Below are 25,634 nucleotides of genomic sequence, written 5' to 3'. Positions count from 1 at the left end.
GGCTCGGCAGAGTACCGTCGGATACCAGACCGACCGCCGACGGCGCAGCCGGTCTCACAGCACCAGGCCCCGACCCCCGCGGGGCCCCTGGCGAAGGGGAAGCACCTCGTGGCACGCATCGGAGACGGTGGCGACCTGCTCAAGTGCTCGTTCTGCGGCAAGTCGCAGAAGCAGGTGAAGAAGCTGATCGCCGGGCCAGGCGTGTACATCTGCGACGAGTGCATCGACCTGTGCAACGAGATCATCGAGGAGGAGCTCGCCGAGAGCTCCGAGGTGCGCTTCGAGGAGCTCCCGAAGCCCCGCGAGATCTACGAGTTCCTGGACCAGTACGTGGTCGGGCAGGACCTCGCGAAGAAGGCGCTGTCGGTCGCGGTCTACAACCACTACAAGCGCGTCCAGGCCGGCGAGGCCGGGCGCAGCGGCAGCGGCCGGGACGACGCGATCGAGCTGGCCAAGTCCAACATCCTGCTGCTGGGCCCCACCGGCTCCGGCAAGACGCTGCTGGCGCAGACCCTGGCCCGGATGCTGAACGTGCCGTTCGCGATCGCGGACGCCACGGCGCTGACCGAGGCCGGCTACGTCGGCGAGGACGTCGAGAACATCCTGCTGAAGCTGATCCAGGCGGCCGACTACGACGTCAAGAAGGCCGAGACCGGGATCATCTACATCGACGAGATCGACAAGGTCGCCCGCAAGAGCGAGAACCCGTCGATCACCCGGGACGTCTCCGGCGAGGGCGTGCAACAGGCGCTGCTGAAGATCCTGGAGGGCACCACCGCCTCGGTGCCGCCGCAGGGCGGCCGCAAGCACCCGCACCAGGAGTTCATCCAGATCGACACCACCAACGTGCTGTTCATCGTGGGCGGCGCGTTCGCGGGCCTGGAGCGGATCATCGAGGGCCGGGCCGGCGCCAAGGGCATCGGCTTCGGCGCGACCATCCGCTCCAAGCGCGAGGTCGACTCGGCGGACCACTTCCGCCAGGTGATGCCGGAGGACCTGGTGAAGTTCGGGATGATCCCGGAGTTCATCGGCCGCCTGCCCGTCATCACCAGCGTGCACAACCTGGACCGCGAGGCGCTGCTGCAGATCCTCACCGAGCCGAAGAACGCGCTGGTGAAGCAGTACCGCAAGCTGTTCGAACTCGACGGCGTGGAGCTGGAGTTCACCCGGGACGCGCTGGAGGCGATCGCCGACCAGGCGATCCTGCGCGGCACCGGCGCGCGCGGTCTGCGGGCCATCATGGAGGAGGTGCTGATGTCCGTGATGTACGAGGTGCCGTCCCGGCAGGACGTCGCCCGCGTGGTGGTCACCGGGGACGTCGTCTCCAAGCACGCGATCCCGACCCTCGTCCCGCGCGACATGATCAAGCGCGAGCGCCGGGAGAAGAGCGCCTGAGGCGCCGCCCGGCCCGCCACCGAGGGCAACGGGGAAGGGCCCCGCACCGTCACCGGTGCGGGGCCCTTCCCCGTGTGCGCCGCTCGCGCCTCGACCGCGGCGCGGCGGGGGCTACTTGAGGATCTCGGAGGTCTGGCGCAGCTCGCGGGAGTCGGCGGCGACCTTGTCGAGGGTGATGTCGTCGCCCTGCTCCAGGACGATCACCAGGGTCGAGTAGTCGGCCCAGGCGCAGACGTTGAGCTCGGTGTCGGAGCTGGTCACGACGGCGCAGGACATCGTGCCGCCGAGCGGCCCGGCGTCCACCGACTTCTTCTGGGAGACGGTGTCCCCCTCCTCCTCCATCTGCTTGAACTGCGCGTCGACCTGGGCCTCGGGCCGGGTGATCTTGCCGTAGCCACCGGCGGCGACCACCAGCCGGCTCTGGTCGTCCGTGGTGTAGAGGGCCGCGACGGTGCCGTCCATCACCAGGTCGGAGTCCTTCTTGATGCTGTCGGCCAGCCCCTGGGCGGTGTCCGCGCCGGCCTCGCTGCTCATGCCCTGGAAGTTCGCGGGCAGGACCAGCTTGTACTTGCCGGTCTTGGAGACGGTGTCGTAGGCGAGGTAGCCGACCACGCCGGCACCGGCCAGGATCACCGCGGACACGATCGACAGCGTGATCCACAGGCCCTTGCGGGAGGACTTCTGCGGCGGAGCCGGGTAACCGGCCGGGTAGCCGGGGGCGCCGGCCGGGTAGCCCTGGGGCGGGAGCGCGGCCCCGCCCCAGGACTGCTGCGGCTGCTGGGGCTGCGGGTAGCCGTACCCGGGCTGCTGCTGCGGGGCGCCGGGCGCGCCCTGCGGGGGTATGGGGGCGCCGGGGGCCTGCGGCGGCCCGAAACCGGACTGCGGCGGGCCGAACTGGTTGTCGGACACGGCTGGGGCTCCGTTCACACGTGAAGAAGAAGGTGGTGCGGGGTCTACTTGGCCACGGTGGAGGCGTCCCGGATCTGGCGGGCCAGCGCTGCCATCTGGTCGATCGAGAGCGGCTGGGCGGTCGGGTCGACGTCGCTCGCGCTGATGCTGCCCAGCGTGGAGTGGGTGGCGAAGACGCAGGCGGGCTGGTCCTGCGAGGTCTCCTTGCCGCTCACGGTGACGGTGATGTTGACCACCGCGCAACGCAGTTGGCTGCCCGGGTCCTTCGAGTCCTTGGCGTCGAAGCTCTTGAACTTCTGCTTCCAGGTGACCTTGCCGTCGCCGTCCGCCTCGCCGTTGGAGTCGTCGAGGGTCTGCTCGACCTTGGCGACCATGGCGTTGGCGGCCTTGTTCGGGTCGTCCACGGTGCCCCAGGTGCCGCTCAGGCTGGCGATGCCGCCCTCGCCCTTCTGGAAGGAGATGCTGATCGAGGACTCGAAGGTGCCGGCGCCCTCCAGACCGGTCAGGCCGTTGCCGTCGCGGGCGGACTTCTTGGTGTAGCCCGCCACGCTCTCCGGGGCCGCGAGCTTGAACTTGGCCTTGGTGTCGGCGCCCTTGGCCGGGTCGGTGCTGTCACCGCCGCCCTTCAGGCCCCACCAGGCGCCGCCGCCGATCACGGCCAGCGTCACGATGACGATCACCGCGATCAGACCGCCGCGGCCCTTGGCCGGCGGGGGCGGCGGCGGGTAGCCGCCGTAGCCCTGCTGCGGCGGCACGCCGTACTGCTGGGGCGGCTGCTGGCCGTAACCGGGTTGCTGGCCGTAGCCGGGCTGCTGGCCGTAGCCGGGCTGGGGGGCGGGCGGCTGCTGCGGGTAGCCGTACCCGGGCTGCGACTGCGGCTGCGGCGCCCCGTACCCGGGCTGCGGCTGGCCGTAGCCCGGCTGCGGGGGCGGCGGCGGAGCGCCGTAGGGCTGCTGCGGCTGCCCCTGCGGATACTGCTGCGGTCCCTGCCCCTGGCCGTACATCAGTCGTCAGTCTCCCCCGCCGCTTACGAGTCGCGCGGCCGTGTCATCGGTCGAATGGTCTACCATGCGGCACGCTATCGTACGGCCCCCCCGGCGCGCCCGAGTGGTCCGCGCACAATCGGTTCGTAACCGCGGTCCGGCCTTCCGTAAACTGTGCGTCGTGACCGACACCACGAACCAGCGCCCCACGAGCTCGCAGCCCGGGGCCGACGCAGCCACCCTCCCGACGACCTACGCCCCGGCCGAGGTAGAGGGCGAGCTGTACGAGCGCTGGGTCGAGCGCGGTTACTTCACGGCCGACGCGAAGAGCGAGAAGCCGGCGTACACCATCGTCATCCCGCCCCCGAACGTCACCGGCGCGCTGCACCTGGGCCACGCCTTCCAGCACACGCTGATGGACGCGCTGACCCGCCGCAAGCGGATGCTCGGCTTCGAGGCGCTTTGGCTCCCGGGCATGGACCACGCGGGCATCGCCACCCAGAACAAGGTGGAGCAGCAGCTCGCCGAGGCCGGCCTGTCCCGGCACGACCTGGGCCGGGAGGCCTTCGTCGACAAGGTCTGGGAGTGGAAGGAGAACTACGGCGGCCGGATCCTCGGCCAGATGCGCCGCCTCGGCGACGGCGTGGACTGGTCCCGCGAGCGCTTCACCATGGACGAGGGCCTCTCGCAGGCCGTCCAGACCATCTTCAAGAAGCTCTTCGACGACGGCCTGATCTACCGCGCCGAGCGCATCATCAACTGGTGCCCGCGCTGCCTGACCGCGCTGTCCGACATCGAGGTCAACCACGAGGACGTCCCCGGCGAGCTGGTCTCGATCCGCTACGGCGACGGCGCGGACTCGATCGTGGTCGCCACCACCCGGGCCGAGACCCTGCTGGGCGACACCGCGATCGCCGTCCACCCGTCCGACGAGCGCTACGCGCACCTGGTCGGCCGGACGGTCAAGCTGCCGCTGACCGACCGGGAGATCCCGGTCGTCGCCGACGAGCACGTCGACCCGGAGTTCGGCACCGGCGCCGTCAAGGTGACCCCGGCGCACGACCCGAACGACTTCGCCATCGGCCAGCGCCACAACCTGCCGAACCTGACGGTGATGGACGAGCGCGGCACCATCACGGTGCACGGCCCGTTCCTCGGCCTGGACCGGCACGACGCCCGCGCCGCCGTGGTCGGCGCGCTGCGCGAGCAGGGCCGGATCGTCGCCGAGAAGCGCCCGTACGACCACGCGGTCGGCCACTGCTCGCGCTGCAAGACCGTGGTCGAGCCGCGGCTGTCGCTGCAGTGGTGGGTCGACGTCAAGCCGCTGGCCAAGGCCGCGGGCGACGCGGTCCGCGACGGCCGGGTGCAGATCCACCCGAAGGAGCTGGAGCGCCGCTACTTCGACTGGGTCGACAACATGCACGACTGGTGCATCTCGCGCCAGCTCTGGTGGGGCCACCGGATCCCGGTCTGGTACGGCCCGGACGGCGAGGTCGTCTGCGTCGGACCGGACGAGCAGCCGCCCGCCGGCGAGGGCTGGCACCAGGACACCGACGTCCTGGACACCTGGTTCTCCTCCGGCCTGTGGCCGTTCTCCACCCTCGGCTGGCCGGAGAAGACCCCGGACCTGGAGAAGTTCTACCCGACCGACGTGCTGCTGACCGGCCACGACATCATCTTCTTCTGGGTCGCCCGGATGATGATGTTCGGCCTGTACGCGATGGACGGCCAGGCGCCGTTCCACACCATCGCGCTGACCGGCCTGGTCCGCGACGAGTTCGGCAAGAAGATGTCGAAGTCCTTCGGCAACGTGGTCGACCCGCTGGACTGGATGGACGCCTACGGCGCCGACGCCGTCCGCTTCACGCTGGCCCGCGGCGCCAACCCCGGTGCGGACGTGCCGATCGGCGAGAGCTGGGTCCAGGGCTCGCGCAACTTCTGCAACAAGATCTGGAACGCCGTCCGCTTCGCCCTGATGAACGGCGCCACCGTCGAGGGCCCGCTGCCCGCGCCGGAGGAGCTGACCGCCGCCGACCGCTGGATCCTGTCCCGGCTGAACGCGACCGTCGCCGAGGCCGACGCCCTGTACGACGACTACCAGTTCGCCAAGCTCTCGGACGCGCTGTTCCACTTCGCCTGGGACGAGGTCTTCGACTGGTACGTCGAGCTCTCCAAGACCACGCTGAACGAGGGCGGCGTGCGGGCCGACCACGCCCGCCGGGTCCTCGGCGAGGTGCTCGACGTGACGCTGCGCCTGCTGCACCCGATCGTCCCGTTCGTCACCGACGCGCTCTGGACGGCGCTCACCGGCGCCGAGTCGGTGGTGGTCGCCGAGTGGCCGAAGGACTCCGGCTACCGGGACGCCGACGCCGAGTCGGAGATCGCCCAGCTCCAGCAACTGATCGTCGAGATCCGCCGGTTCCGCGAGGCCCAGGGCCTGCGGGACGCCCAGAAGGTCCCGGCCCGGCTGGCGCTGGCCGGCCACCGGCTGGAGGCGCACGAGGCGGCGATCCGCTCCCGGGTGCGCCTGACGCAGCCGGAGGAGGGCTTCCACGCCACCGCCTCGCTGCCGGTGGCCGGCACGACGGTCGAGCTCGACCTGTCCGGCACCATCGACGTCCCGGCCGAACGCAAGCGCCTGCAGAAGGACTTGGCGGCGGCCGAGAAGGAGAAGGCGCAGGCCAACGGCAAGCTCGGCAACGAGGCGTTCCTGGCCAAGGCGCCGGACGAGGTGGTCGCCAAGATCCGCACCCGACTGGCGGCCGCCGATGCCGACATCGAGCGGATCACCGCCCAACTCGCGGCGCTGCCGCAGGGCTGACCGCACGTCAGGAAGGGCCGTCGCTCCCCCGGGGGCGGCGGCCCTCCGCCTTTTCCCGAGTTGTTCCCGGCGGTCTGTCAATTCCCTTGCCCGCGCGTCGCGGTACCGGTGGCGCACCCCCTATTCGGCGTCATTACGCGGCAATTGGCGTGCCGAGCCAATTGGAATGCATTGCGTTGCCGATCCCCGCGCGTTCAGCGACCTTTGCACTTCCGATGTGTACGGTGGGCGAAGTTCCCATTCGGGCGGGGCACGAACGGAGGGTGCGCGCATGATGGCGACCGGGGAGTTGGCCGACGAACTTTCGGAGGAACTTCCGAGGGAAGAGGTGGAGGCGGCCAAGGCCAGGGCGGCGACGCTGCTGCTGGCATTCCGGCACGGGAACCAGGTGGCCTTCGACACCGAGCTGGACCGGCTGCTCGCCGAGCACGTCGAGCGCGAGGTGGCCACCCTGCTGGTGTGGATCGCCGCCGAGGCGGTCCGCAAGGCGTACGCCCCCGAGGTCGCCGACCGGGTGCTGCGCGGCCTCGCCCGGCGCGCCCCGCACGACACCGCGCAGGTGCCGGTGGACGAGGAGGCGGCCGGGGCCGCCCTGCTGCTGGAGGCCGTCGCCGCGGGCGACGTGGCCGAGGTCCGCACCCTGGTGGCCGGCACGCCCGACACCACCTACCTGCTCGGCGGCCTGGTGCAGGCGGTGGCGATGATGCTGCCGCTGCTGCCGGAGGGCGAGGCCGAGGAGATCGCCGCCGAGCTGCGTCGCCGGCACGCCGGCCGGCTGCCGATGCCCCGCGGCACGTACTGACGGATCGTCACTGCGCGCCCCGGGGCGGGTGGTTCCCGCCCCGGGACGCGCGCGCCGGATCAGGTCACGGCATCGCGTGCAGGTGCGCGCCGATCGTGTTGGCGATCGGGTTGCCCGCGGTGGCGTCCCAGTTGGTGGACCAGGTCATCGCGCCGCCGATCGTCGGCCAGGTCTGACTCGGCTTGAACGAACCGCAGTTGGTGCCGGAGGCCAGGCAGTCCAGCGCGTTGTTCACGGTCGCCGGGCTGATGTACCCGCCGCCCGCCGCGCTGGTGGACGCCGGGACGCCGAGGCCGACCTGGTCGGGCCGCAGGCCGCCCTGGAGCTGGATGCAGGCCAGGCCGGTGAGGAAGTTCTCGGTGCCCTGCGAGTACACGCCGCCGTCGCAGCCGAGCATCGCCCCGCTGTTGTAGTACTGCATGTTGACGATGGTCAGGATGTCCTTGGTGGCCAGCGCCAGCTTGAAGTACTCGCCGCCGGTGGACTGCATGCCGATGGTCTCCGGCGCCATGGTCAGCACGAACCCGGAGCCGACCTTGGCCGCCAGGGTGTGCAGCGCCTGCGACATGTAGGTGGAGTTGACGCCGTTCTCCAGGTCGATGTCGATGCCGTCGAAGCCGTACTGCTGGATCAGGCCGTAGGCCGAGTTGGCGAAGTTGGTCGCCGCGGTGGAGTTGGCCACCGAGACGGTGCCGTTCTGCCCGCCGACCGAGATGATCACCTTCTTGCCGGCCGCCCGCTTGGCCGCGATGTCGGCCTTGAACTGGGCCTCGGTGTAGCCGCCGAGCTTGGAGGAGAGCGTCGGGTCCAGGGTGAAGCTGAGCCCGCCCTGGGTGCTGGTGGCGTCCGCGAAGGCCACCGCGATGATGTCGTACGCGGCCGGGACGTCACTGATCCGCTGCGGGGTGGCGCCGTTGTAGAAGTCCTGCCAGTAGCCGGTCAGCAGGTGCTTGCGCTGCGGCGGCGCGGTCGGGCTGACGGTCGGGGACGGCGGCGGGCTCGACTGCGGGGGCGTCGGGGACGCCGAGGTGCTGTTCGTCGGCGTCGGGTCGACGATGACCGTCGGTGACGGCGAGGGCGACGGGCTGTTGGGCGCGGTGCCCGGGCCGACCAGCGAGACCTTGTCCACGGTGAACGGGGTCTGCCCGTACCAGCCGTGGAACCACACCGACACCGAGGTGGTGGACGCGCCGGTGGTGAAGGTCGAGGTCAGGGTGTTCCAGCCGGAGTTGGAGCTCCAGGTGGACGGGTCGGTGCCGCCGGTGCCGGTGACGCCCGCGAACACGTAGCCGCCCTGCACCACGGCGCTCAGGGTGTACGTCGAGTTCGGCAGCACGGTGACGCTCTGGCTGCAGTTGGCGTAGTCGGTGCCGGCCGGGGAGCCCTGCAGGTCCCAGCCGGTGGCGGCGTTGTTGACCGCGGTGACGGTCGGGCCGCAGGTCCACGGGCTGATGTGGTTGCCGGCCGCGAAGTCGCCGTTGGCGATCACGTTCACGCTGGGCGCGACGTCGGCGGTGGCCGTGCCGGTGCCGGCCATCAGCAGGCCGACCATGCCGGTGGAGGCCGCCACCAGGCCGGCGAGCAGGGCCCGTCCGGTGCGCCGGCGGGGCTGTGGTTGGGGCGGTAGTGCACGCATGCCATCTCCATGTGGGGGAGTGTCGATGGGGGTGCGGTGCGGGGAGCTTCGAGCGGGGAGCGGTGGGAGCGACTCACACGGTGGAGTAGACCAATTCCGGTGTCAAGAGGGCCTGCGCCCCGGGGCGCCCCTCCGGGCCGGGCGCACGGAGTCCTTAGACTGGCGGGGTGAGCGACAAGGCCGAGCCCAACCCCTACACCGTCCGTCCCGCCGACTCCGGCGGCACCGACCCCGAACTGCGCGCCGTCGAGGCCGAGCTGGCCACCCGCTGGCCGGAGAACAAGATGGAGCCCTCGCGCGACCGGATCGAGGCGCTGATGGACATCCTCGGCCAGCCGCAGCGCTCCTACCCCTCGATCCACATCACCGGCACCAACGGCAAGACCTCCACCGCCCGGATGATCGAGCAGCTGCTCGGCGCCTTCGAGCTGCGCACCGGCCGCTACACCTCGCCGCACGTGGAGTCGGTCACCGAGCGGATCAGCCTGGACGGCGCGCCGATCAGCCCCGAGCGGTTCGTCGAGACCTACCGGGACGTCGAGCCCTACGTGCGGATGGTGGACGCCGCTCAGCCGATCGCGATGTCCTTCTTCGAGGTGCTCACCGGCATGGCCTACGCCGCCTTCGCGGACGCCCCGGTGGACGTCGCGGTGGTCGAGGTCGGCCTGGGCGGCACCTGGGACGCCACCAACGTGATCGACGCCCAGGTCGCCGTGATCACCCCGATCGGCCTGGACCACACCGACAAGCTCGGCGACACCACCGGGAAGATCGCGGTCGAGAAGTCCGGGATCATCAAGCCCGGCGCGCTCGCGGTGGTCGCCCAGCAGCAGCTGGACGCCGCCGAGCAGATCCTGCGCCGCGCCGTCGAGGTGGACGCCACGGTGGCCCGCGAGGGCATGGAGTTCGGCGTGCTGCGCCGCGAGGTCGCGATCGGCGGCCAGCTGGTCACCCTGCGCGGCCTCGGCGGCCACGAGTACCAGGACCTCTTCATCCCGCTGCACGGCGACCACCAGGCGCAGAACGCCGCCCTCGCGCTGGCCGCCGTCGAGGCGTTCTTCGGCATCGGCCAGGGCGGCGCCGAGCACCTGGACGAGGAGAAGGTCCGGCAGGCGCTGTTCGGCGTCTCCTCCCCGGGCCGGCTGGAGGTGGTCCGGCGCAGCCCCACCGTCATCCTGGACGCCGCGCACAACCCGCACGGCGCGCAGGCCGCCGCCGCCGCGATCGGCGAGGCGTTCGGCTTCACCAAGCTGGTCGGCGTGATCGCCACCAGCGGCGACAAGGACGTCACCGGCCTGCTGGAGGTCTTCGAGCCGATCCTCGCCGAGGTCGTGGTCACCCAGAACTCCACCCACCGCGCGATGCCGGTCGACCGGCTGGCCGCGATCGCCGTGGAGGTCTTCGGCGAGGACCGGGTGCAGGTCGAGCCGCGGCTGGACGACGCGATCGACGCCGCCGTCACCCTGGCCGAGGAGGAGGACCTCGGCGGCGCGGGCGTCCTGGTCACCGGCTCCGTCATCACGGTGGGCGAGGCGCGCCTGCTGTTCGGAAGGAAGTAACCGCAGATGCGCACCCTGTGCTCCTCCACGCTGATCGGCGAGGCGCTGCTGATCATGTTCGCCGGCCTGGTCGCGATGAAGCTCACCGACGTCGGCACCGGCACCATCTGGGCGGTCAGCGCGGCGGCGATCGTGCTGTGCGTGCTGCTCTGCGGCGCGATCACCCGCCCCGGCGCGGTGCAGGTCGGCTGGGCGCTGCAGGTGGCGGTGCTGGCCAGCGGGCTGGTGCTGCCGACCATGTACGTCTTCGGCGTCGTCTTCGGCGGGCTGTGGTGGTGCTCGGTGCACTACGGCCGCAGGATCGACGAGCTCAAGGCGCAGCGGGCCGCCGCCGCGGAGCCGGCCGCCGTCTGACCGCCGTCCGCCCGGCCCGTGACCGGCCTGGTCAACGGGCCGGGGTAGTGTCGGTGCCACAGTCAGGCACGACCGAACACCTCAGGAGCCGTACCGTGTCCCAGCGCACTCTCGTCCTGCTCAAGCCCGACGCCGTGCAGCGCGGCCTGGCCGGCGAGATCATCAGCCGGATCGAGCGCAAGGCCGGTTGGCGGTTCGCTGCGATGGAGCTTCGCACCTTCGACCGCGCCACCCTCGAACAGCACTACGCCGAGCACGTCGGCCGCGACTTCTACGAGCCGCTGCTGGGCTTCATGACCTCCGGCCCGTCGATCGCGCTGATCGTCGAGGGCGAGAACGTCGTCCCCGGCATCCGCGCGCTGGCCGGCGCGACCGACCCGCTGGCGGCCGGCGCGGGCACCATCCGCGGCGACTACGCGACCATCACCCGGGAGAACCTGATCCACGCCTCGGACTCCCCGGAGTCGGCCGAGCGCGAGATCAAGATCTTCTTCCCGGCCCACGCGTGAGGATCCGGTAGCGGTTCGGTGCCCCTGTCCCCATCCGGGCATGGGGCGCCGTTCACGGGGAAGCAGCAGCTCAGCGGCCGGATGGCGGGCCGGGTTGCTCCCTCTGGGCGTTAATCGTCAAATCACGGAACCCTACACTCCGACACGGCGTCCCAATGCCAGGAGAAGGCGATTCGCCCCCGGAGAATGGGCGGCACGCCGTACCCGCCGCCCGCGCTGACCGGCGTGACTACGATGGACCCAACTCACGGGCACGGAGCGGCTGCTCAGCCGCCGTCAGCCCTGCCGCGGGCCCGTACGGCCGGCCCGCTCCCCGCCCTTGATCCGAACTCGGGAAGGCACTCGACATCCCATGGCGAACAACCTGTCGTTTCTCGGCCGGGACCTGGCGATCGACCTAGGCACCGCGAACACGCTGGTGTACGTCCGGGGCAAGGGCATCGTGCTGAACGAGCCGTCCGTGGTGGCGGTCAACACCAACACCGGCGGGATCCTCGCGGTCGGGGCCGAGGCGAAGAAGATGATCGGCCGCACCCCCGGCAACATCGTCGCGATCCGCCCGCTCAAGGACGGCGTGATCGCCGACTTCGAGATCACCGAGCGGATGCTGCGGTACTTCATCATGAAGATCCACCGCCGCCGCTACCTGGTCCGCCCGCGGGTCGTGGTCTGCGTCCCCTCCGGCATCACCGGCGTCGAGCGCCGCGCCGTGGTGGAGGCCAGCATCCAGGCCGGCGCCCGCCAGGTGCACATCATCGAGGAGCCGATGGCCGCGGCGATCGGCTCCGGCCTGCCCGTGCACGAGCCCACCGGCAACATGGTGGTCGACATCGGCGGCGGCACCACCGAGGTCGCGGTGATCTCGCTCGGCGGGATCGTCACCGCCCAGTCCCTGCGGGTGGCCGGCGACGAACTGGACAGCGCGATCGTCCAGCACATCAAGAAGGAGTACAGCCTGCTGCTGGGCGAGCGCTCCGCCGAGCAGATCAAGATGTCGATCGGCTCCGCCTTCGGCCTGGAGGGCGAGAAGGACGAGCACGCCGAGATCCGCGGCCGCGACCTGGTCTCCGGGCTGCCGAAGACCGTGGTGATCTCGGCCGCCGAGGTCCGCGAGGCCATCGACGAGCCCGTCAACTCGATCATCGACTCGGTCAAGACCACCCTGGACCAGTGCCCGCCGGAGCTCGCGGGCGACGTGATGGACCGCGGCATCGTGCTCACCGGCGGCGGCGCCCTGCTGCGCGGCCTGGACGAGCGGCTGCGCCGGGAGACCGGCATGCCGGTGCACATCGCGGAGAACCCGCTGGACTCGGTGGCGCTGGGGGCGGGCAAGTGCGTCGAGGAGTTCGAGGCGCTGCAGCAGGTACTGGACGCCCAGCCGCGTCGTTGAGCAAGGCAATTCGAATACACACCGAGCTGAGCTGATGAGCATTCAGCACGAAGGGGCGGCGGCGTCACCGTGAGGGACACCCGACAGAGTCGACTACTGCTGGTCCTGCTGGTCCTGGTGGCCTTCGCACTGATCACCGTGGACATCAAGGGCGGTGACGACTCGCCGCTCGGCGGTGCCCGCCGGGCCACCGCCGCCGCGCTCGGCCCGGTGGAGAACGCCGCGGCCTCCGCGGTCGACCCGGTGGCCGGCTACATCCGGGCGATCCGCGACGCGGGCACCCACCAGCAGCGGCTCGACCAGATCACCCGGGAGAACACCGAACTGCGCCAGAAGCTCGCCTCCTCGGACGCCGCCGCGGGGCGCAGCAAGCAGCTCGACGACATGCTGCGCACCGCCGGGGCCGGCGGCTACACCGTCAAGGCCGCCCAGGTGATCGCGATCGGCGCCGCCCAGGGCTTCTCCTGGACCATCACCATCGACGCCGGCAGCGACGACGGCCTGACCCGGGACATGACCGTGGTCGACGGCCAGGGCCTGGTCGGCCGGATCACCACCGTCGCGCCCACCACCGCCACCGTGCTGCTCGCCTCCGACCCCGGCTTCACCGCCGGCGTCCGGCTGGAGGGCAGCGGCGAGATCGGCTTCGCCGCCGGCCAGGGCGCCTCGCCGATGAAGGTCGAGCTGCTGAACGGCCGGGCCCAGGTGAAGGCCGGCGACCGGCTGGTCTCCTTCGGCTCGCAGAGCGGCCGCCCGTTCGTGCCCGGCGTGCCGGTCGGCACCGTCAAGGAGGTGCAGGCCACCCCCGGCCAGCTCACCAAGACCATCCTGGTCGAGCCGTACGTGCAGTTCACCCGGCTCGACCTGGTCGGCGTGGTGGTGGTCCCGCCGCGCACCGACCCGCGGGACGCGGTGCTGCCGCCGGCGCCCACCGCCTCCGCCGGCGCCGACGGGAACCCGCAGGCGCCGATCGCCGCCGTACCGCCGACCACCGGGGGGAACTGATGCCGCGTGTGAACCGGATCCTGCTGTCCGCCGTGCTGCTGGTGCTGGCCCTGGTGATCCAGGTCAGCATCCTCGGCCGGCTCCAACTGCCCGGCGCCACCCCGGACCTGCTGATGCTGGTGGTGGTCGGCCTGGGCCTGGTGTACGGGCCCACCGGCGGCTGCGCCGTCGGCTTCTGCGCCGGCCTGCTGGCCGACCTCGCCCCGCCCTCCGACCACGCGGTCGGCCGGTACGCGCTGGTGCTGTGCCTCGTCGGCTACGGCGCCGGACTGCTGAAGCCGGAGGGCGGCCGGCAGCGCTCGGCGCTGTCCGCGCTGGGCGTGGTGGCGGTCGCCGCGGTGGTCTCCACCCTGCTGTACGCCACGGTCGGCGCCCTGGTCGGCGACACCGCGGCCCGGCACGTCGGCCTGACCGGCCTGGTGTTCAGCGCCCTGCTGTACGACGTGCTGCTGGCCCCGTTCACGGTGCCGCTGGTGATGCTGCTGGCCCGCCGCTTCGACGGCGACCGGGTGGTCAACGAGACGGTGCGCGGCGCGGACGGCGGCTCCGGCCTCGGCGCGCTGGCCCGCTACCGCACCACCCGCGAGCCCTCCGCCACCCCCTACAAGAAGAAGCGCGCGCTCGGCCTCGCCAAGCGCCCCTGAACCGGGACGGAGTCCGCGCACGTGAGCAACATCCCCGAGACCGGCCGGACCCGCCGGGTGACGATCCGGTTGGTCGTCCTCCAGGTGCTGGTCCTGTCGCTGCTGGCCACCCTCGGCGGCCGGCTGTGGTACCTGCAGATCCGCAACGGCAAGGAGTTCACCGAGAAGGCCCAGGGCAACCACATCCGCGAGGTGGTGGAGCCCGCCGTCCGCGGCGAGATCCTGGACGCCTCCGGGCGGATCCTGGCCGGCAACGAGACCAAGCTGGTGGTGTCGGTCTCCCGGACCGCGCTGCTGCAGCAGAAGGACCACGGCAAGGCCGTGCTGACCCGGCTCGCCGACGTCCTGGGCGTCCCGGCCGACGACGTCAAGAACAAGGTCCGGCTGTGCGACGCCAAGACGCCGCAGCCCTGCTGGAACGGCTCCCCGTACCAGCCGATCCCGGTCACCCAGCAGGCCACCACCCAGCAGGCGATGCAGATAATGGAACGCCGCGAGGACTTCCCCGGCGTCACCGCCCAGCCCACCGCGCTGCGCCGCTACACCAACGCGGAGGGCGCCAGCGCGGCCCAGATCCTCGGCTACCTCTCGCCGGTCACCGACGACGAGGTCACCAAGAGCGCCGACAAGGCCGGCCGGGAGCGCCGGCTGCCCTCCGACCAGATCGGCCGGGCCGGCCTGGAGTCGGTGTACGACGACGACCTGCGCGGCACCACCGGCGTCGACCGGCTGGAGGTCGACAACCTCGGCCGGGTGATCGGCAGCGCCGGCAACACCCCCGCGCAGTCCGGCAACAACCTGGTCACCTCGATCGACGCCCGGGTGCAGAAGGTGGTCGAGGACCAGCTGGTCCAGGCGATGGCCGACGCCCGCACCCAGTACGACAAGGAGACCCACCGCAACTACATCGCCGACTCCGGCGCCGCCGTCGTGATGGACGTGCACACCGGCCGGATCGTGGCGATGGCCAGCGCCCCCACCTACGACCCCAACCTGTGGGTCGGCGGCATCTCCGCCAAGGACTACCAGGCGCTGAACAGCGACGAGTCCAACCACCCGCTGATCAACCGGGCCATACAGGGTCAGTCCGCCCCCGGCTCCACCTTCAAGGTGATCTCCACCACCGCCGCCGTGCAGGCCGGCTACGACCTCAACGGGCGCTACCCGTGCCCGAAGTCGCTGACCATCGGCGGCCGCGAGTTCAAGAACTTCGAGAGCGAGCAGTTCGGCGACATCACCCTGGAGAAGGCCCTGGAGGTGTCCTGCGACACCGTCTTCTACGGCCTGGCCTACGACCAGTGGATGAAGGACGGCGGCCTCAAGCCCAAGAAGGACGCCCAGGACTGGTTCTTCAAGACCGCCCACGAGTTCGGCCTCGGCGCCAAGACCGGCGTCGACCTGCCCGGCGAGGTGGCCGGCCGGGTCCCCGACCGGCAGTGGAAGCAGTCGTACTACGACGCGATGAAGAACTCCTGGTGCGAGCAGGCGGCCAAGGGCGGCCACGAGTACGCCGACGAGATCGCCCGCGAGAACTGCGCCGACGGCAACCAGATGCGCGCCGGTGACATGGTCAACTTCGCCATCGGCCAGGGCGACACCCTGGTCACCCCGCTGCAGATGGCCCGGATCTACTCGGCGCTCGCCAACGGCGGCACGCTGTACCGGCCCACCATCGGCAAGGCCGTGGTCAGCCCCGACGGCACCCTGGTGCGCGACATCGCCCCGCACGAGGACGGCAAGATCCCGGCCCAGGGCAAGCTGCTGGAGTACATCGACCAGGCCACCGCCGGCGTCGTCACCTCCGGCACCGCCGCCTGGAAGTTCGTCGGCTCCAACTGGCCGCAGGGCAAGATCGAGCTGCACGCCAAGACCGGCACCGCCGAGGTCGCCGGCAAGCAGACCACCTCCTGGCTGACCACCTACAGCAACGACTACGCGGTGGTCATGACGATCAGCCAGGGCGGCACCGGCTCCGGCGGCTCCGGCGACTCGGTGCGCCGGATCTACCAGGCGCTGTACGGCGTCGACGACAAGGGCGCCATCGACAACTCCAAGGCGCTGCTGCCCAAGCCGCAGGCCGAACTGCCCAAGTTCAACCCGGACGGCACCGCGATCGTCCCCACCACCTTCAGCTACGAGCCCGGCGCGACCTTCCTGGACCCGGCCCCGCCGGCCCAGGCCGACCAGGTGGCGAGCGTGCTGCTGGCCGCCGTCGAACCCACCCGCGGCGGCGGGTACGGAAGGGGCCGGGCATGACCCCGTACGACTCCTACCGCAACTTCCGGCTGTCGCCCCGGCGCTCCTCGCTGGGCCGGGCGCTGGCCAAGGACTCCCCGCTGCGGCGGCTCGACTGGATCATGATCCTGGCGGCGCTGGCGCTCTCCCTGGTCGGCTCGCTGCTGGTCTGGTCCGCCACCCGCGGCCGGGACTCGCTGACCCACGGCGACCCGCAGTACTTCCTGTACCGGCACCTGACCAACCTGATGATCGGCCTCGGCCTGTGCGCGGCGGTGATCCTGCTCGGCACCCGCCGGCTGCGCACCGCGGTGCCGTTCATCTACCTGGCCGTGATCCTGCTGCTGTTCGCGGTGCTCAGCCCGCTCGGCTCGACCATCAACGGCGCGCACTCCTGGATCCAGTTCGGCGGCGGCTTCTCCATCCAGCCCGCCGAGTTCGCCAAACTGGCGATCGTGCTGGGGATGGCCGTGGTGCTGTCCTCCCGGGTCGACGCGGGCGAGCGGGAGTTCCCGCCCACCCGCAGCGTGCTGCAGTCGCTCGCGGTGGCCGGCTTCCCGATGGCCGTGGTCATGCTGATGCCGGACCTCGGCTCGGTGATGGTCATGGTGGTCACCATGCTCGGCGTGCTGATGGCCTCCGGCGCCGCCAACCGCTGGGTGATCGGCCTGCTGGCCGGCGGCACCGCCGGGGCGCTGGCGATCTGGAAGCTCGGCATCCTCAGCCAGTACCAGATCGACCGCTTCGCGGCCTTCGCCAACCCGGCCCTCGACCCGGCCGGCGTCGGCTACAACACCGCGCAGGCCCGGATCGCGATCGGCTCCGGCGGCCTGACCGGCATGGGCCTGTTCCACGGCACCCAGACCATAGGGCAGTTCGTCCCCGAGCAGCAGACCGACTTCGTGTTCAGCGTGGCCGGCGAGGAGCTCGGCTTCGCCGGCGGCCTGCTGATGCTCGGCCTGCTCGGCGTCATCCTGTGGCGCGCCTGCCGGATAGCGCGCCAGGCCACCGACCTGTACGGGACGATCCTGGCGGCCGGCGCGGTCACCTGGTTCGCCTTCCAGGCGTTCGAGAACATCGGCATGAACCTCGGCATCATGCCGGTCGCGGGCATCCCGCTGCCGTTCGTCTCCTACGGCGGCTCCTCGATGTTCGCGGTCTGGATCGCGATCGGACTGCTGCAGTCGGTGCGCTCCCAGCGGCCGATAGGGATCTAGCGCCGGTCGACGGTGTGGAAACGGTGACCCTCGGGGCTCGGCTACCCTGAAGGGTCACTGCTTTTTCTGCCGTAAAGGTCCTTGCGCATGACTGTCGAATCGGTCTTCCCACGCCTGGAGGCCCTCCTCCCGCACGTCCAGAAGCCGATCCAGTACGTCGGTGGCGAGCTCAACTCGACCGTCAAGGACTGGGACTCCTGCGACGTGCGCTGGGCGCTGATGTACCCGGACGCCTACGAGGTCGGCCTGCCCAACCAGGGCACCATGATCCTCTACGAGGTGCTGAACGAGCGCGAGGGCGTCCTCGCCGAGCGCAGCTACAGCGTCTGGCCGGACCTGGAAGCGCTGATGCGCGAGCACGGCGTCCCGCAGTTCACCGTCGACGCGCACCGCCCGATCAAGGCGTTCGACGTGTTCGGCCTGTCGTTCTCCACCGAGCTCGGCTACACCAACATGCTGACCGCGCTCGACCTGGCCGGCATCCCGCTGAACGCCGCCGACCGCACCATGGACGACCCGGTCGTCCTGGCGGGCGGCCACGCCGCGTTCAACCCCGAGCCGATCGCCGACTTCATCGACGCCGCCGTGATCGGCGACGGCGAGCAGGCCGTCCTCGACATCACCGACATCGTCCGGGCCTGGAAGGCCGAGGGCCGCCCCGGCGGCCGCGACGAGCTGCTGCTGCGGCTGGCCAGGACCGGCGGGGTGTACATCCCGCGGTTCTACGACGTCGAGTACCTGGCCGACGGCCGGATCGGGCGCGTCGTCCCGAACCGCCCCGGCGTGCCGTGGCGGGTCTCCAAGCACACCGTGATGGACCTCGACGAGTGGCCCTACCCGAAGCAGCCGCTGGTCCCGCTCGCCGAGACCGTGCACGAGCGGATGTCGGTGGAGATCTTCCGCGGCTGCACCCGCGGCTGCCGCTTCTGCCAGGCCGGCATGATCACGCGCCCCGTGCGGGAGCGAAGCATCACCGGCATCGGCGAGATGGTCGAGAAGGGCCTGAAGGCCACCGGCTTCGAGGAGGTCGGCCTGCTCTCGCTCTCCTCCGCCGACCACTCCGAGATCGCCGACATCACCAAGGGCCTGGCCGACCGCTACGCCGAGGACAAGGTCGGCCTCTCGCTGCCCTCCACCCGGGTCGACGCCTTCAACATCGACCTGGCCAACGAGCTGTCCCGCAACGGCCGCCGCTCCGGGCTCACCTTCGCCCCCGAGGGCGGCTCCGAGCGGATCCGCAAGGTCATCAACAAGATGGTCTCCGAAGAGGACCTGATCAACACGGTGGCCGCCGCGTACGGCAACGGCTGGCGCCAGGTGAAGCTGTACTTCATGTGCGGCCTGCCCACCGAGACCGACGAGGACGTCCTCCAGATCGGCACCATGGCGAAGAACGTGATCGCCAAGGGCCGCGAGGTCACCGGCACCAATGACGTCCGCTGCACGGTCTCGATCGGCGGCTTCGTCCCCAAGCCGCACACCCCCTTCCAGTGGGCCCCGCAGCTCTCCGCCGAGGCCACCGACGAGCGGCTCACCAAGCTGCGCGACTCGATCCGCGGCGACCGCAAGTTCGGCAAGAACATCGGCTTCCGCTACCACGACGGCAAGCCCGGCATCATCGAGGGCCTGCTCTCCCGCGGCGACCGCCGGATCGGCGCCGTCATCCGGGCCGTCTACGAGGACGGCGGCCGCTTCGACGGCTGGCGCGAGCACTTCTCGTACGACCGCTGGATCGCCTCCGCCGAGAAGGGCCTGGCCGGCACCGGCGTCGACGTCGACTGGTACACCACCCGCGAGCGCTCCTACGAGGAGGTGCTGCCCTGGGACCACCTGGACAGCGGCCTCGACAAGGACTGGCTCTGGGAGGACTGGCAGGACGCGCTGGAGGAGGTCGAGGTCGAGGACTGCCGCTGGACCCCGTGCTTCGACTGCGGCGTCTGCCCGCAGATGGACACCCACATCCAGGTCGGGCCGACCGGCAAGAAGCTGCTCCCGCTGACGGTCGTCAACGGCTGACGCGGCCTCACCCCGCAGGGCCCCCGCCACGACCCCGTGGCGGGGGCCCTTTGCCTGGGTATTACCATCGCCCGAACGGCCTACGGGGAGTGACGATGGTTCAGCAGCAGGGGCAGCCGCAGCAGGGCGGGGGGTGCCTGGTCGCGGTGGTGCGGCCGGTGGTGGTGGCGGTCGTGGTGCCGCTGCGGCTGCTGTGGGAGCTGGTGGTGCTGATCGGCCGCGGCGTCGGCTGGGTGGTCGACAAGGTGCTGCTGTGGCCGCTGCGGCTGCTGTGGCGGTACCTGCTGCGGCCGCTGCTGAAGTGGCTGGTGGTCGAGCCGCTGCGGCTGCTGTGGCGGTACGTGCTGGAGCCGGTGCTCGGGTTCCTCTGGAACTACGTGCTGGAACCGGCCTGGAACGGGACGGTCGCCGTCGCCCGCGGCTTCGGCCGGGTGATCGCCTGGCTGGGGTACTACCTGGTCGCGGTGCCGCTGCGGGCCTGCTGGCGCTGGGTGTTGGTGCCGATCGGCAAGGCCTTCCAGCACGGGCTGTGGCGGCCGGTGCTGTTCCCGGTGCTGCGCGCGCTGTGGCTGGCGTTCCGCTGGGCCTGGCGGATCGGCGGCCGGATCTGGCGCTTCACCGTGGTGGCCCCGTGCCGCTGGGTGCGCCGGGGCGTCTGGTGGCCCGTCAAGGCGGAGATCCGCCGGGTGGCCCGGGAGGTCCGCCGGGTGCTGTTCGGCTGACGCACCGCGTACCCTTGGTGAGGACAAGGTCCGGCCGGAGCCGCACGCGGTGCGAGGCCGGACGGGGACAACTGACGAAGGACTGAGCCCCCTGGCACGCCGCACGCCCGACGGTCCGCCGCCCGCGCCGACGGTGCAGCGCATCCGTCTCCGCTACACCAAGCGCGGCCGTCTGCGCTTCACCAGCCACCGGGACTTCCAGCGGGCGTTCGAGCGCGCGCTCCGCCGCTCGGCCGTCCCGATGGCCTACTCCGCGGGCTTCACCCCGCACCCCAAGGTCTCCTACGCCAACGCCGCCCCGACCGGCACCGCCAGCGAGGCCGAGTACCTGGAGATCGGCCTCGCCGAGCGCCGCGACCCGGAGGCGCTGCGCCGCCAACTGGACGAGTCGCTGCCCCCCGGCCTGGACGTCACCGAGGCCGTCGAGGTCGCCACGAGCAACTTCGTGGAGCGGCTGGAAGCCTCCGAATGGCTGCTGCGCCTGTCCGGCGTGGAGCCCGCCGAGGCCGAGAAGGCCGCCGCCGCGTTCCTCGCCGCCGACGCGGTCGAGGTCCAGCGGATGACCAAGAACGGCCTGCGCACCTTCGACGCGCGCGCCGCCGTCGCCGCCATCGGACTCGCTCCGGCGGACGCCGCCCTGGTCGGGATCGGTGACAACACGGCCACGGACGGTGCGGACGATGTTCGTACGGGTGCTCCCTGTGCGATACTGCGCCTGGTAGTACGACACGCCACACCCGCCGTACGACCCGACGACGTATTGTCCGGTCTCCGTTCGACGGCCGACCTGGCGCCGCCGGTCCCCGCAGAGGTGACCAGGCTGGCGCAGGGGCCGCTCGACGAGCAGACCGGCACGGTGACCGACCCGCTGGCGCTCGACCGCGCCGCGGCCGAGGTCGGCCGGTAGGCCACCCCGCCGCGCGCAACCGCCGTCCGCCGAGCGGGCGGGAGCGCAGGCACGGAGAGAACTCCGGGCCTGCCGCTTCCCGGCCCCCGCGGCTCCCCAGGGGAGCGAGCGTCGTCGCGCGCAGGCCCGGCCACCCCCTCGGCCAGGCCCTTGAAAACTGAGAAGACTGGTCAGACCAGAAGACTTTTCGCCTCCCCGCGCCCCGCGGGGGGCGAGCGAGACTACGAGCCCCTGTGCGGCCTCGCGTCCGCACGACGGCACCGTGGGAGCCGGACCGCCCGAAGCGGCCTCCGGCTGGTGAACGCGGTGGAGCGTCGTGCCAGGACGCGGAGCCCGGGGGCCTGACGGGAGACACACCCGCATGCTCGAAAACACCGAACCGCAGCCCGCTGCGGCCGACAACAACGACAACGGCCCCGCCGAGGGCGTCTCCGCGGCCCCGCCGCGGCGCCGCCGCCGGGCGGTGTCCCGCCCGGCCGGTTCGCCGCAGGGCGCCGCCGGCGAGGGCGCCGAGACGGTGGTCGCTCCCGCGCCCGCCGCCGAGGAGCCCGCGGCTCCGGCCGTCGAGGCCGAGCCCGCCGCCGAGAAGCCGGTCCGCGCCCGGCGCACCCGCAAGCGCGTCGAGGCACCGGCCGGTGCGCCGGAGGCGCCCGCCGCGGCCGAGCAGCCCGCCGCCCCGGCGGCCGAGGCCGAGCCGGCCGCCGCCGAGAGCGAGCCGGTGGCCGAGGAGAAGCCGGTCCGGGCCCGCCGGACCCGCAAGCGTGCCTCCGCCCCCGTGCAGTCGCCCGCCGTGGCCGAGGAGCCCGCCGAGGGCGTCGAGCCCGCCGTCGAGGGCGTCGAGGCCGTCGCGGAGGCCGAGCCGGCCGCCGTCGAGGCCGAGCCGGTGGCCGAGGAGAAGCCGGTCCGGGCCCGCCGGACCCGCAAGCGTGCCTCCGCCCCCGTGCAGTCGCCCGCCGTGGCCGAGGAGCCCGCCGCCGAGGCCGTCGAGACCGTCGAGGAGGAGCCGGAGGCCGAGGCCGAGCCGGTCGTCGAGGCCGTCGCGGAGCCCGAGCCGGTCGTCGAGGCCGAGCCGCCGCGCGCCCGCCGCCGGGCCGTCCGCCCGTCCACCGCGATCTTCCAGGCGCCGGTGTTCCAGGAGCCCGCGCCCTACGCCGCGCCCGCCGCGCAGCCCGCCAAGGCCGCCGCGCCCGCCGCCAAGGCCGCCGAGCCGGCCCCGGCCGTCGTGGCCGAGCCCGAGCAGACGGCCGCCGAGGAGGAGTTCGAGTACAGCGGCGTCGGCCGCCGCCGCCGGGTCCGCACCGCGGTGCGCGTCCAGCAGCCGGCCAAGCCCGCGAAGGCCGCCGCGCAGCCCGCGAAGGCCGCCGCGCCCGCCGCCGCCAAGGCCGCCGTGCCCGCCGCCCCGGTCGAGGCCCCGGCCGAGGTCGAGGCGCCCGCCGCCGGCCCCGAGCAGGACGCCGAGTGGGAGGACGACCGTCCGTCCCGCCGCCGCCGTCGTGGTGGCCGTCGCCGCCGCCGCGGTGAGGCCGAGGACGCGCACGAGACGGCCGAGGCCGAGGCCGCCGAGGTCGAGGAGGAGGCGTCCCACGAGGAGGCCGAGGACCACGACGAGGCCGAGGACGACCAGGACGACGACCTGGCCGCCGGCCTGTCCTCCTCGCGCCGCCGCCGTCGCCGTCGCCGTCGCAGCGGCGAGGGCGGCGCCGAGCAGCCCGAGACCACCGAGGACGGCGTGCGCACCGTGGTGAAGGTGCGCGAGCCGCGCCGCCGCTCCGCCGAGCCCGCGTTCGACCCGGACGAGGTGCAGTCGATCAAGGGCTCCACCCGCCTGGAGGCCAAGAAGCAGCGCCGCCGCGAGGGCCGCGAGCTGGGCCGCCGCCGGGTCCCGATCATCACCGAGGCCGAGTTCCTGGCCCGCCGCGAGTCCGTCGAGCGGGTCATGGTGGTCCGCCAGAACGGCGCCCGCACCCAGATCGGCGTGCTCGAGGACGGCGTGCTGGTCGAGCACTACGTCAACAAGGAGCAGGCCACCTCGTACGTCGGCAACGTGTACCTGGGCAAGGTGCAGAACGTGCTGCCGTCGATGGAGGCCGCGTTCGTCGACATCGGCAAGGGCCGCAACGCCGTGCTGTACGCGGGCGAGGTCAACTTCGGCGCGCTCGGCGGCCACGGCGGCCCGCGCCGGATCGAGTCGGTGCTGAAGTCCGGCCAGTCCGTGCTGGTGCAGGTCTCCAAGGACCCGATCGGCCACAAGGGCGCCCGCCTGACCAGCCAGATCTCGCTGCCCGGCCGCTACCTGGTGTACGTGCCCGAGGGCTCGATGACCGGCATCTCCCGCAAGCTGCCGGAGAACGAGCGGGCCCGCCTCAAGCAGATCCTCAAGAAGATCGTCCCGGACGACGCGGGCGTGATCGTGCGCACCGCCGCCGAGGGCGCCTCCGAGGAGGAGCTCACCCGCGACGTCCAGCGCCTGCAGACGCAGTGGGAGGAGATCCAGAAGAAGGCCGCCACCGGCAACGCCCCGGCGCTGCTCTACGGCGAGCCCGACATGACCGTCCGGGTGGTCCGCGACATCTTCAACGAGGACTTCACCAAGGTCATCGTCAGCGGCGCCGACGCCTGGAGCACCATCCACGACTACGTCTCCAACGTCGCCCCCGACCTCACCGAGCGCCTGCAGAAGTGGACCTCGGACGTCGACGTGTTCGCCACCTACCGGATCGACGAGCAGCTGATGAAGGCGCTGGACCGCAAGGTCTGGCTGCCCTCCGGCGGCTCGCTGGTGATCGACCGGACCGAGGCGATGGTCGTCGTCGACGTCAACACCGGCAAGTTCGTCGGCCAGGGCGGCAACCTGGAAGAGACCGTCACCCGCAACAACATCGAGGCGGCCGAGGAGATCGTCCGCCAGCTGCGGCTGCGCGACCTCGGCGGCATCATCGTGATCGACTTCATCGACATGGTGCTGGAGTCCAACCGGGACCTGGTGCTGCGCCGCCTGCTGGAGTGCCTGGGCCGCGACCGCACCAAGCACCAGGTGGCCGAGGTCACCTCGCTGGGCCTGGTCCAGATGACCCGCAAGCGGGTCGGCCAGGGCCTGCTGGAGTCCTTCTCCGAGCCCTGTGTGCACTGCAACGGCCGCGGCGTGATCGTCCACATGGACCAGCCCAGCCACAGCCACGGCTCGCACACCGCCGCGGCGGCCGGTGCGGGCGAGGGCGGCGGCAAGCGCCGCCGCCGGGGCCGCGGCGGGGCCGGGAACGCCGAGGCGGACGCGGTCGAGAGCACCACCGAGGCGATCGGCTCGGTGGAGCCCGAGGAGGTGGAGGAGGCCGTCGAGGCGGCCGAGGTCGCGCTCGACGTCGTCGAGGAGCTGGAGCCGGTCGAGGCCTTCGCCGACGCCGAGGTCGTCGAGACCGCCGCCGAGCCGGTGGCGGAGGAGAAGCCCGGCCCGGTGGAGGTCCCGCCGGCCGCCCCCGCGACGGCGGGCCGCCCCCGGCGCCGCGCGGTGCGCAGGGCCACCGCCCCGGCCGGGGCGTCCGGCGAGGCCGAGATCGTGGTCCTGCAGGCCCGCGCCGAGGCCGCGATGGAGGCCGCGCTGAGCGCCGCCGAGAGGTCGGCCGCCCAGGTCGCCGAGACCGCCGCGGAGGTGACGGCCGAGGCCGTCGCCGCGGTGGAGCCCGGGACCGGGGTCACCGTCGAGGTCGACACCGAGACCCCGGCTCCGGCCGAGGCCGAGGAGGCGGCGGCCGAGGAGGCCGCGCCGAAGAAGCGCGCCGCCCGGAAGACCGCCACCAAGACCGCCGCCAAGAAGACCACGGCGGCCAAGAAGACCGCGGCGAAGAAGACCACCACCGCCGCGGCCGCCAAGAAGACCACCGCCCGGAAGACCGCCACCAAGCGGACCGGAGCGGCGGCCAAGAAGGCCGCGACCGCCGAGGGTGACGGCGCCGCGGAGTGAGCCCGAGGGGGTCGGGAGCACCGCTGCGGCGGCGCTCCCGGCCCCCGCGCACGTCCCGGTTTGTCTTCGGATGGACGGGTCCGTATTCTTGACCATCGGCGTGTTGACGCCATGCTCCAGAGCACCTCACCTCCCGGGTGGTCGCCGCTTCGGCGCCCGTCGGGGGAGGCCGCTTGTGTCCATACCCAGGTGGCTGGCATCCGGAGTTCCGACCGAGTTAGGAAAGTAGGTACCGCATGTACGCGATCGTTCGCGCCGGCGGCCGCCAGCACAAGGTCGCCGTGGGCGACGTGCTGGAGATCGACCGCATCGACGCCAAGCCGGGTGACTCGGTCGAGCTCTCGACCATCCTCGTCGTCGACGGTGAGTCCATCACCTCCGACCCGTGGGTGCTCGGTGGCGTGAAGGCGCACGCCGAGGTCGTCGACCACACCAAGGGCGACAAGATCGTCATCCTGCGCTACAAGAACAAGACCGGCTACCGCCGTCGTCAGGGCCACCGCCAGAAGCACACCGCGGTGCGCATCACCAGCATCGACTCGGTCAGCAAGTAACAACTTCCTGCGGTCTTT

The 25,634-nt window shown here is 72.0% G+C and carries 19 protein-coding genes; 16 read left to right on the top strand and 3 right to left on the bottom strand.

Annotated elements, in window-relative coordinates:
• Nucleotides 1–108 precede the first annotated feature (108 nt).
• On the top strand, nucleotides 109–1,395 hold the full coding sequence (gene clpX, locus ABD345_RS02860; RefSeq protein ID WP_014135752.1) for an ATP-dependent Clp protease ATP-binding subunit ClpX: 1,287 nt from the start codon (nucleotides 109–111) through the stop codon (nucleotides 1,393–1,395).
• 111 nt (nucleotides 1,396–1,506) lie between these two features.
• Here the strand turns inward: clpX and ABD345_RS02855 are convergent, their stop codons facing one another.
• Complete coding sequence (locus ABD345_RS02855; protein ID WP_344550065.1) at nucleotides 1,507–2,304, bottom strand: hypothetical protein; 798 nt, start codon at nucleotides 2,302–2,304, stop codon at nucleotides 1,507–1,509.
• A gap of 44 nt (nucleotides 2,305–2,348) precedes the next feature.
• Nucleotides 2,349–3,308, bottom strand: coding sequence for a hypothetical protein (locus ABD345_RS02850; protein ID WP_344550064.1), 960 nt, complete (start codon nucleotides 3,306–3,308; stop codon nucleotides 2,349–2,351).
• 160 nt (nucleotides 3,309–3,468) lie between these two features.
• Here ABD345_RS02850 and ABD345_RS02845 point away from each other — a divergent pair, with 160 nt between their 5' ends.
• Both ABD345_RS02845 and ABD345_RS02840 read left to right on the top strand, forming a co-directional pair.
• Nucleotides 3,469–6,108: a valine--tRNA ligase gene (locus ABD345_RS02845; RefSeq protein WP_344550063.1), complete on the top strand. Its 2,640-nt coding sequence runs from the start codon at nucleotides 3,469–3,471 to the stop codon at nucleotides 6,106–6,108.
• Between the two features lie 271 nt (nucleotides 6,109–6,379).
• The gene (locus tag ABD345_RS02840; RefSeq protein ID WP_344550062.1) at nucleotides 6,380–6,910 is read left to right on the top strand and encodes a hypothetical protein; all 531 of its coding nucleotides are present in this window, start codon (nucleotides 6,380–6,382) and stop codon (nucleotides 6,908–6,910) included.
• A 64-nt stretch (nucleotides 6,911–6,974) separates the two neighbouring features.
• On the opposite strand, the gene ABD345_RS02835 is transcribed toward ABD345_RS02840, so the two are convergent.
• A complete protein-coding gene (locus ABD345_RS02835; RefSeq protein ID WP_344550061.1) occupies nucleotides 6,975–8,546 on the bottom strand; it encodes a chitinase in 1,572 nt (523 codons plus the stop codon).
• A 167-nt stretch (nucleotides 8,547–8,713) separates the two neighbouring features.
• On the opposite strand from ABD345_RS02835, the gene folC reads away from it, so the two are divergent.
• The 13 genes from folC to rplU all read left to right on the top strand — a co-directional run bounded on the left by folC (nucleotide 8,714) and on the right by rplU (nucleotide 25,616).
• Nucleotides 8,714–10,105 (top strand): bifunctional tetrahydrofolate synthase/dihydrofolate synthase, encoded by a 1,392-nt coding sequence (gene folC, locus ABD345_RS02830; RefSeq protein WP_344550060.1) that lies wholly within the window; start codon nucleotides 8,714–8,716, stop codon nucleotides 10,103–10,105.
• 6 nt (nucleotides 10,106–10,111) lie between these two features.
• On the top strand, nucleotides 10,112–10,459 hold the full coding sequence (locus tag ABD345_RS02825; protein ID WP_344550059.1) for a DUF4233 domain-containing protein: 348 nt from the start codon (nucleotides 10,112–10,114) through the stop codon (nucleotides 10,457–10,459).
• A 95-nt stretch (nucleotides 10,460–10,554) separates the two neighbouring features.
• Entirely contained in the window at nucleotides 10,555–10,968 is a 414-nt protein-coding gene (gene ndk / locus ABD345_RS02820; RefSeq protein WP_100836136.1) for a nucleoside-diphosphate kinase, read from the top strand.
• 364 nt (nucleotides 10,969–11,332) lie between these two features.
• Nucleotides 11,333–12,358, top strand: coding sequence for a rod shape-determining protein (locus ABD345_RS02815; RefSeq protein WP_033217100.1), 1,026 nt, complete (start codon nucleotides 11,333–11,335; stop codon nucleotides 12,356–12,358).
• 69 nt (nucleotides 12,359–12,427) lie between these two features.
• Nucleotides 12,428–13,363, top strand: coding sequence for a rod shape-determining protein MreC (gene mreC / locus ABD345_RS02810; RefSeq protein WP_344550058.1), 936 nt, complete (start codon nucleotides 12,428–12,430; stop codon nucleotides 13,361–13,363).
• On the top strand, nucleotides 13,363–14,007 hold the full coding sequence (mreD, locus tag ABD345_RS02805) for a rod shape-determining protein MreD (protein WP_344550057.1): 645 nt from the start codon (nucleotides 13,363–13,365) through the stop codon (nucleotides 14,005–14,007). Before mreC ends, mreD begins: the two co-directional genes overlap by 1 nt.
• A 21-nt stretch (nucleotides 14,008–14,028) precedes the next feature.
• A complete protein-coding gene (gene mrdA, locus ABD345_RS02800; protein WP_344550056.1) occupies nucleotides 14,029–16,263 on the top strand; it encodes a penicillin-binding protein 2 in 2,235 nt (744 codons plus the stop codon).
• Nucleotides 16,260–17,459 (top strand): rod shape-determining protein RodA, encoded by a 1,200-nt coding sequence (gene rodA / locus ABD345_RS02795; RefSeq protein WP_344550055.1) that lies wholly within the window; start codon nucleotides 16,260–16,262, stop codon nucleotides 17,457–17,459. Before mrdA ends, rodA begins: the two co-directional genes overlap by 4 nt.
• Before the next feature lie 87 nt (nucleotides 17,460–17,546).
• Nucleotides 17,547–19,475 (top strand): TIGR03960 family B12-binding radical SAM protein, encoded by a 1,929-nt coding sequence (locus ABD345_RS02790; RefSeq protein WP_344550054.1) that lies wholly within the window; start codon nucleotides 17,547–17,549, stop codon nucleotides 19,473–19,475.
• 95 nt (nucleotides 19,476–19,570) lie between these two features.
• A complete protein-coding gene (locus ABD345_RS02785; RefSeq protein WP_344550053.1) occupies nucleotides 19,571–20,197 on the top strand; it encodes a hypothetical protein in 627 nt (208 codons plus the stop codon).
• Between the two features lie 133 nt (nucleotides 20,198–20,330).
• Nucleotides 20,331–21,104, top strand: a complete 774-nt coding sequence (locus tag ABD345_RS02780; protein ID WP_344550052.1) for a TIGR03936 family radical SAM-associated protein — start codon at nucleotides 20,331–20,333, stop codon at nucleotides 21,102–21,104.
• A gap of 361 nt (nucleotides 21,105–21,465) precedes the next feature.
• A complete protein-coding gene (locus tag ABD345_RS02775; RefSeq protein WP_344550051.1) occupies nucleotides 21,466–25,062 on the top strand; it encodes an Rne/Rng family ribonuclease in 3,597 nt (1,198 codons plus the stop codon).
• A 236-nt stretch (nucleotides 25,063–25,298) separates the two neighbouring features.
• Complete coding sequence (gene rplU, locus ABD345_RS02770; protein ID WP_100836127.1) at nucleotides 25,299–25,616, top strand: 50S ribosomal protein L21; 318 nt, start codon at nucleotides 25,299–25,301, stop codon at nucleotides 25,614–25,616.
• The last annotated feature ends 18 nt before the right edge of the window (nucleotides 25,617–25,634 follow it).

Origin of the sequence: Kitasatospora saccharophila, from assembly GCF_039529925.1 — a bacterium.
Lineage (GTDB): Bacteria > Actinomycetota > Actinomycetes > Streptomycetales > Streptomycetaceae > Kitasatospora > Kitasatospora saccharophila.
This window is presented reverse-complemented; position numbering and strand designations above follow the sequence as displayed.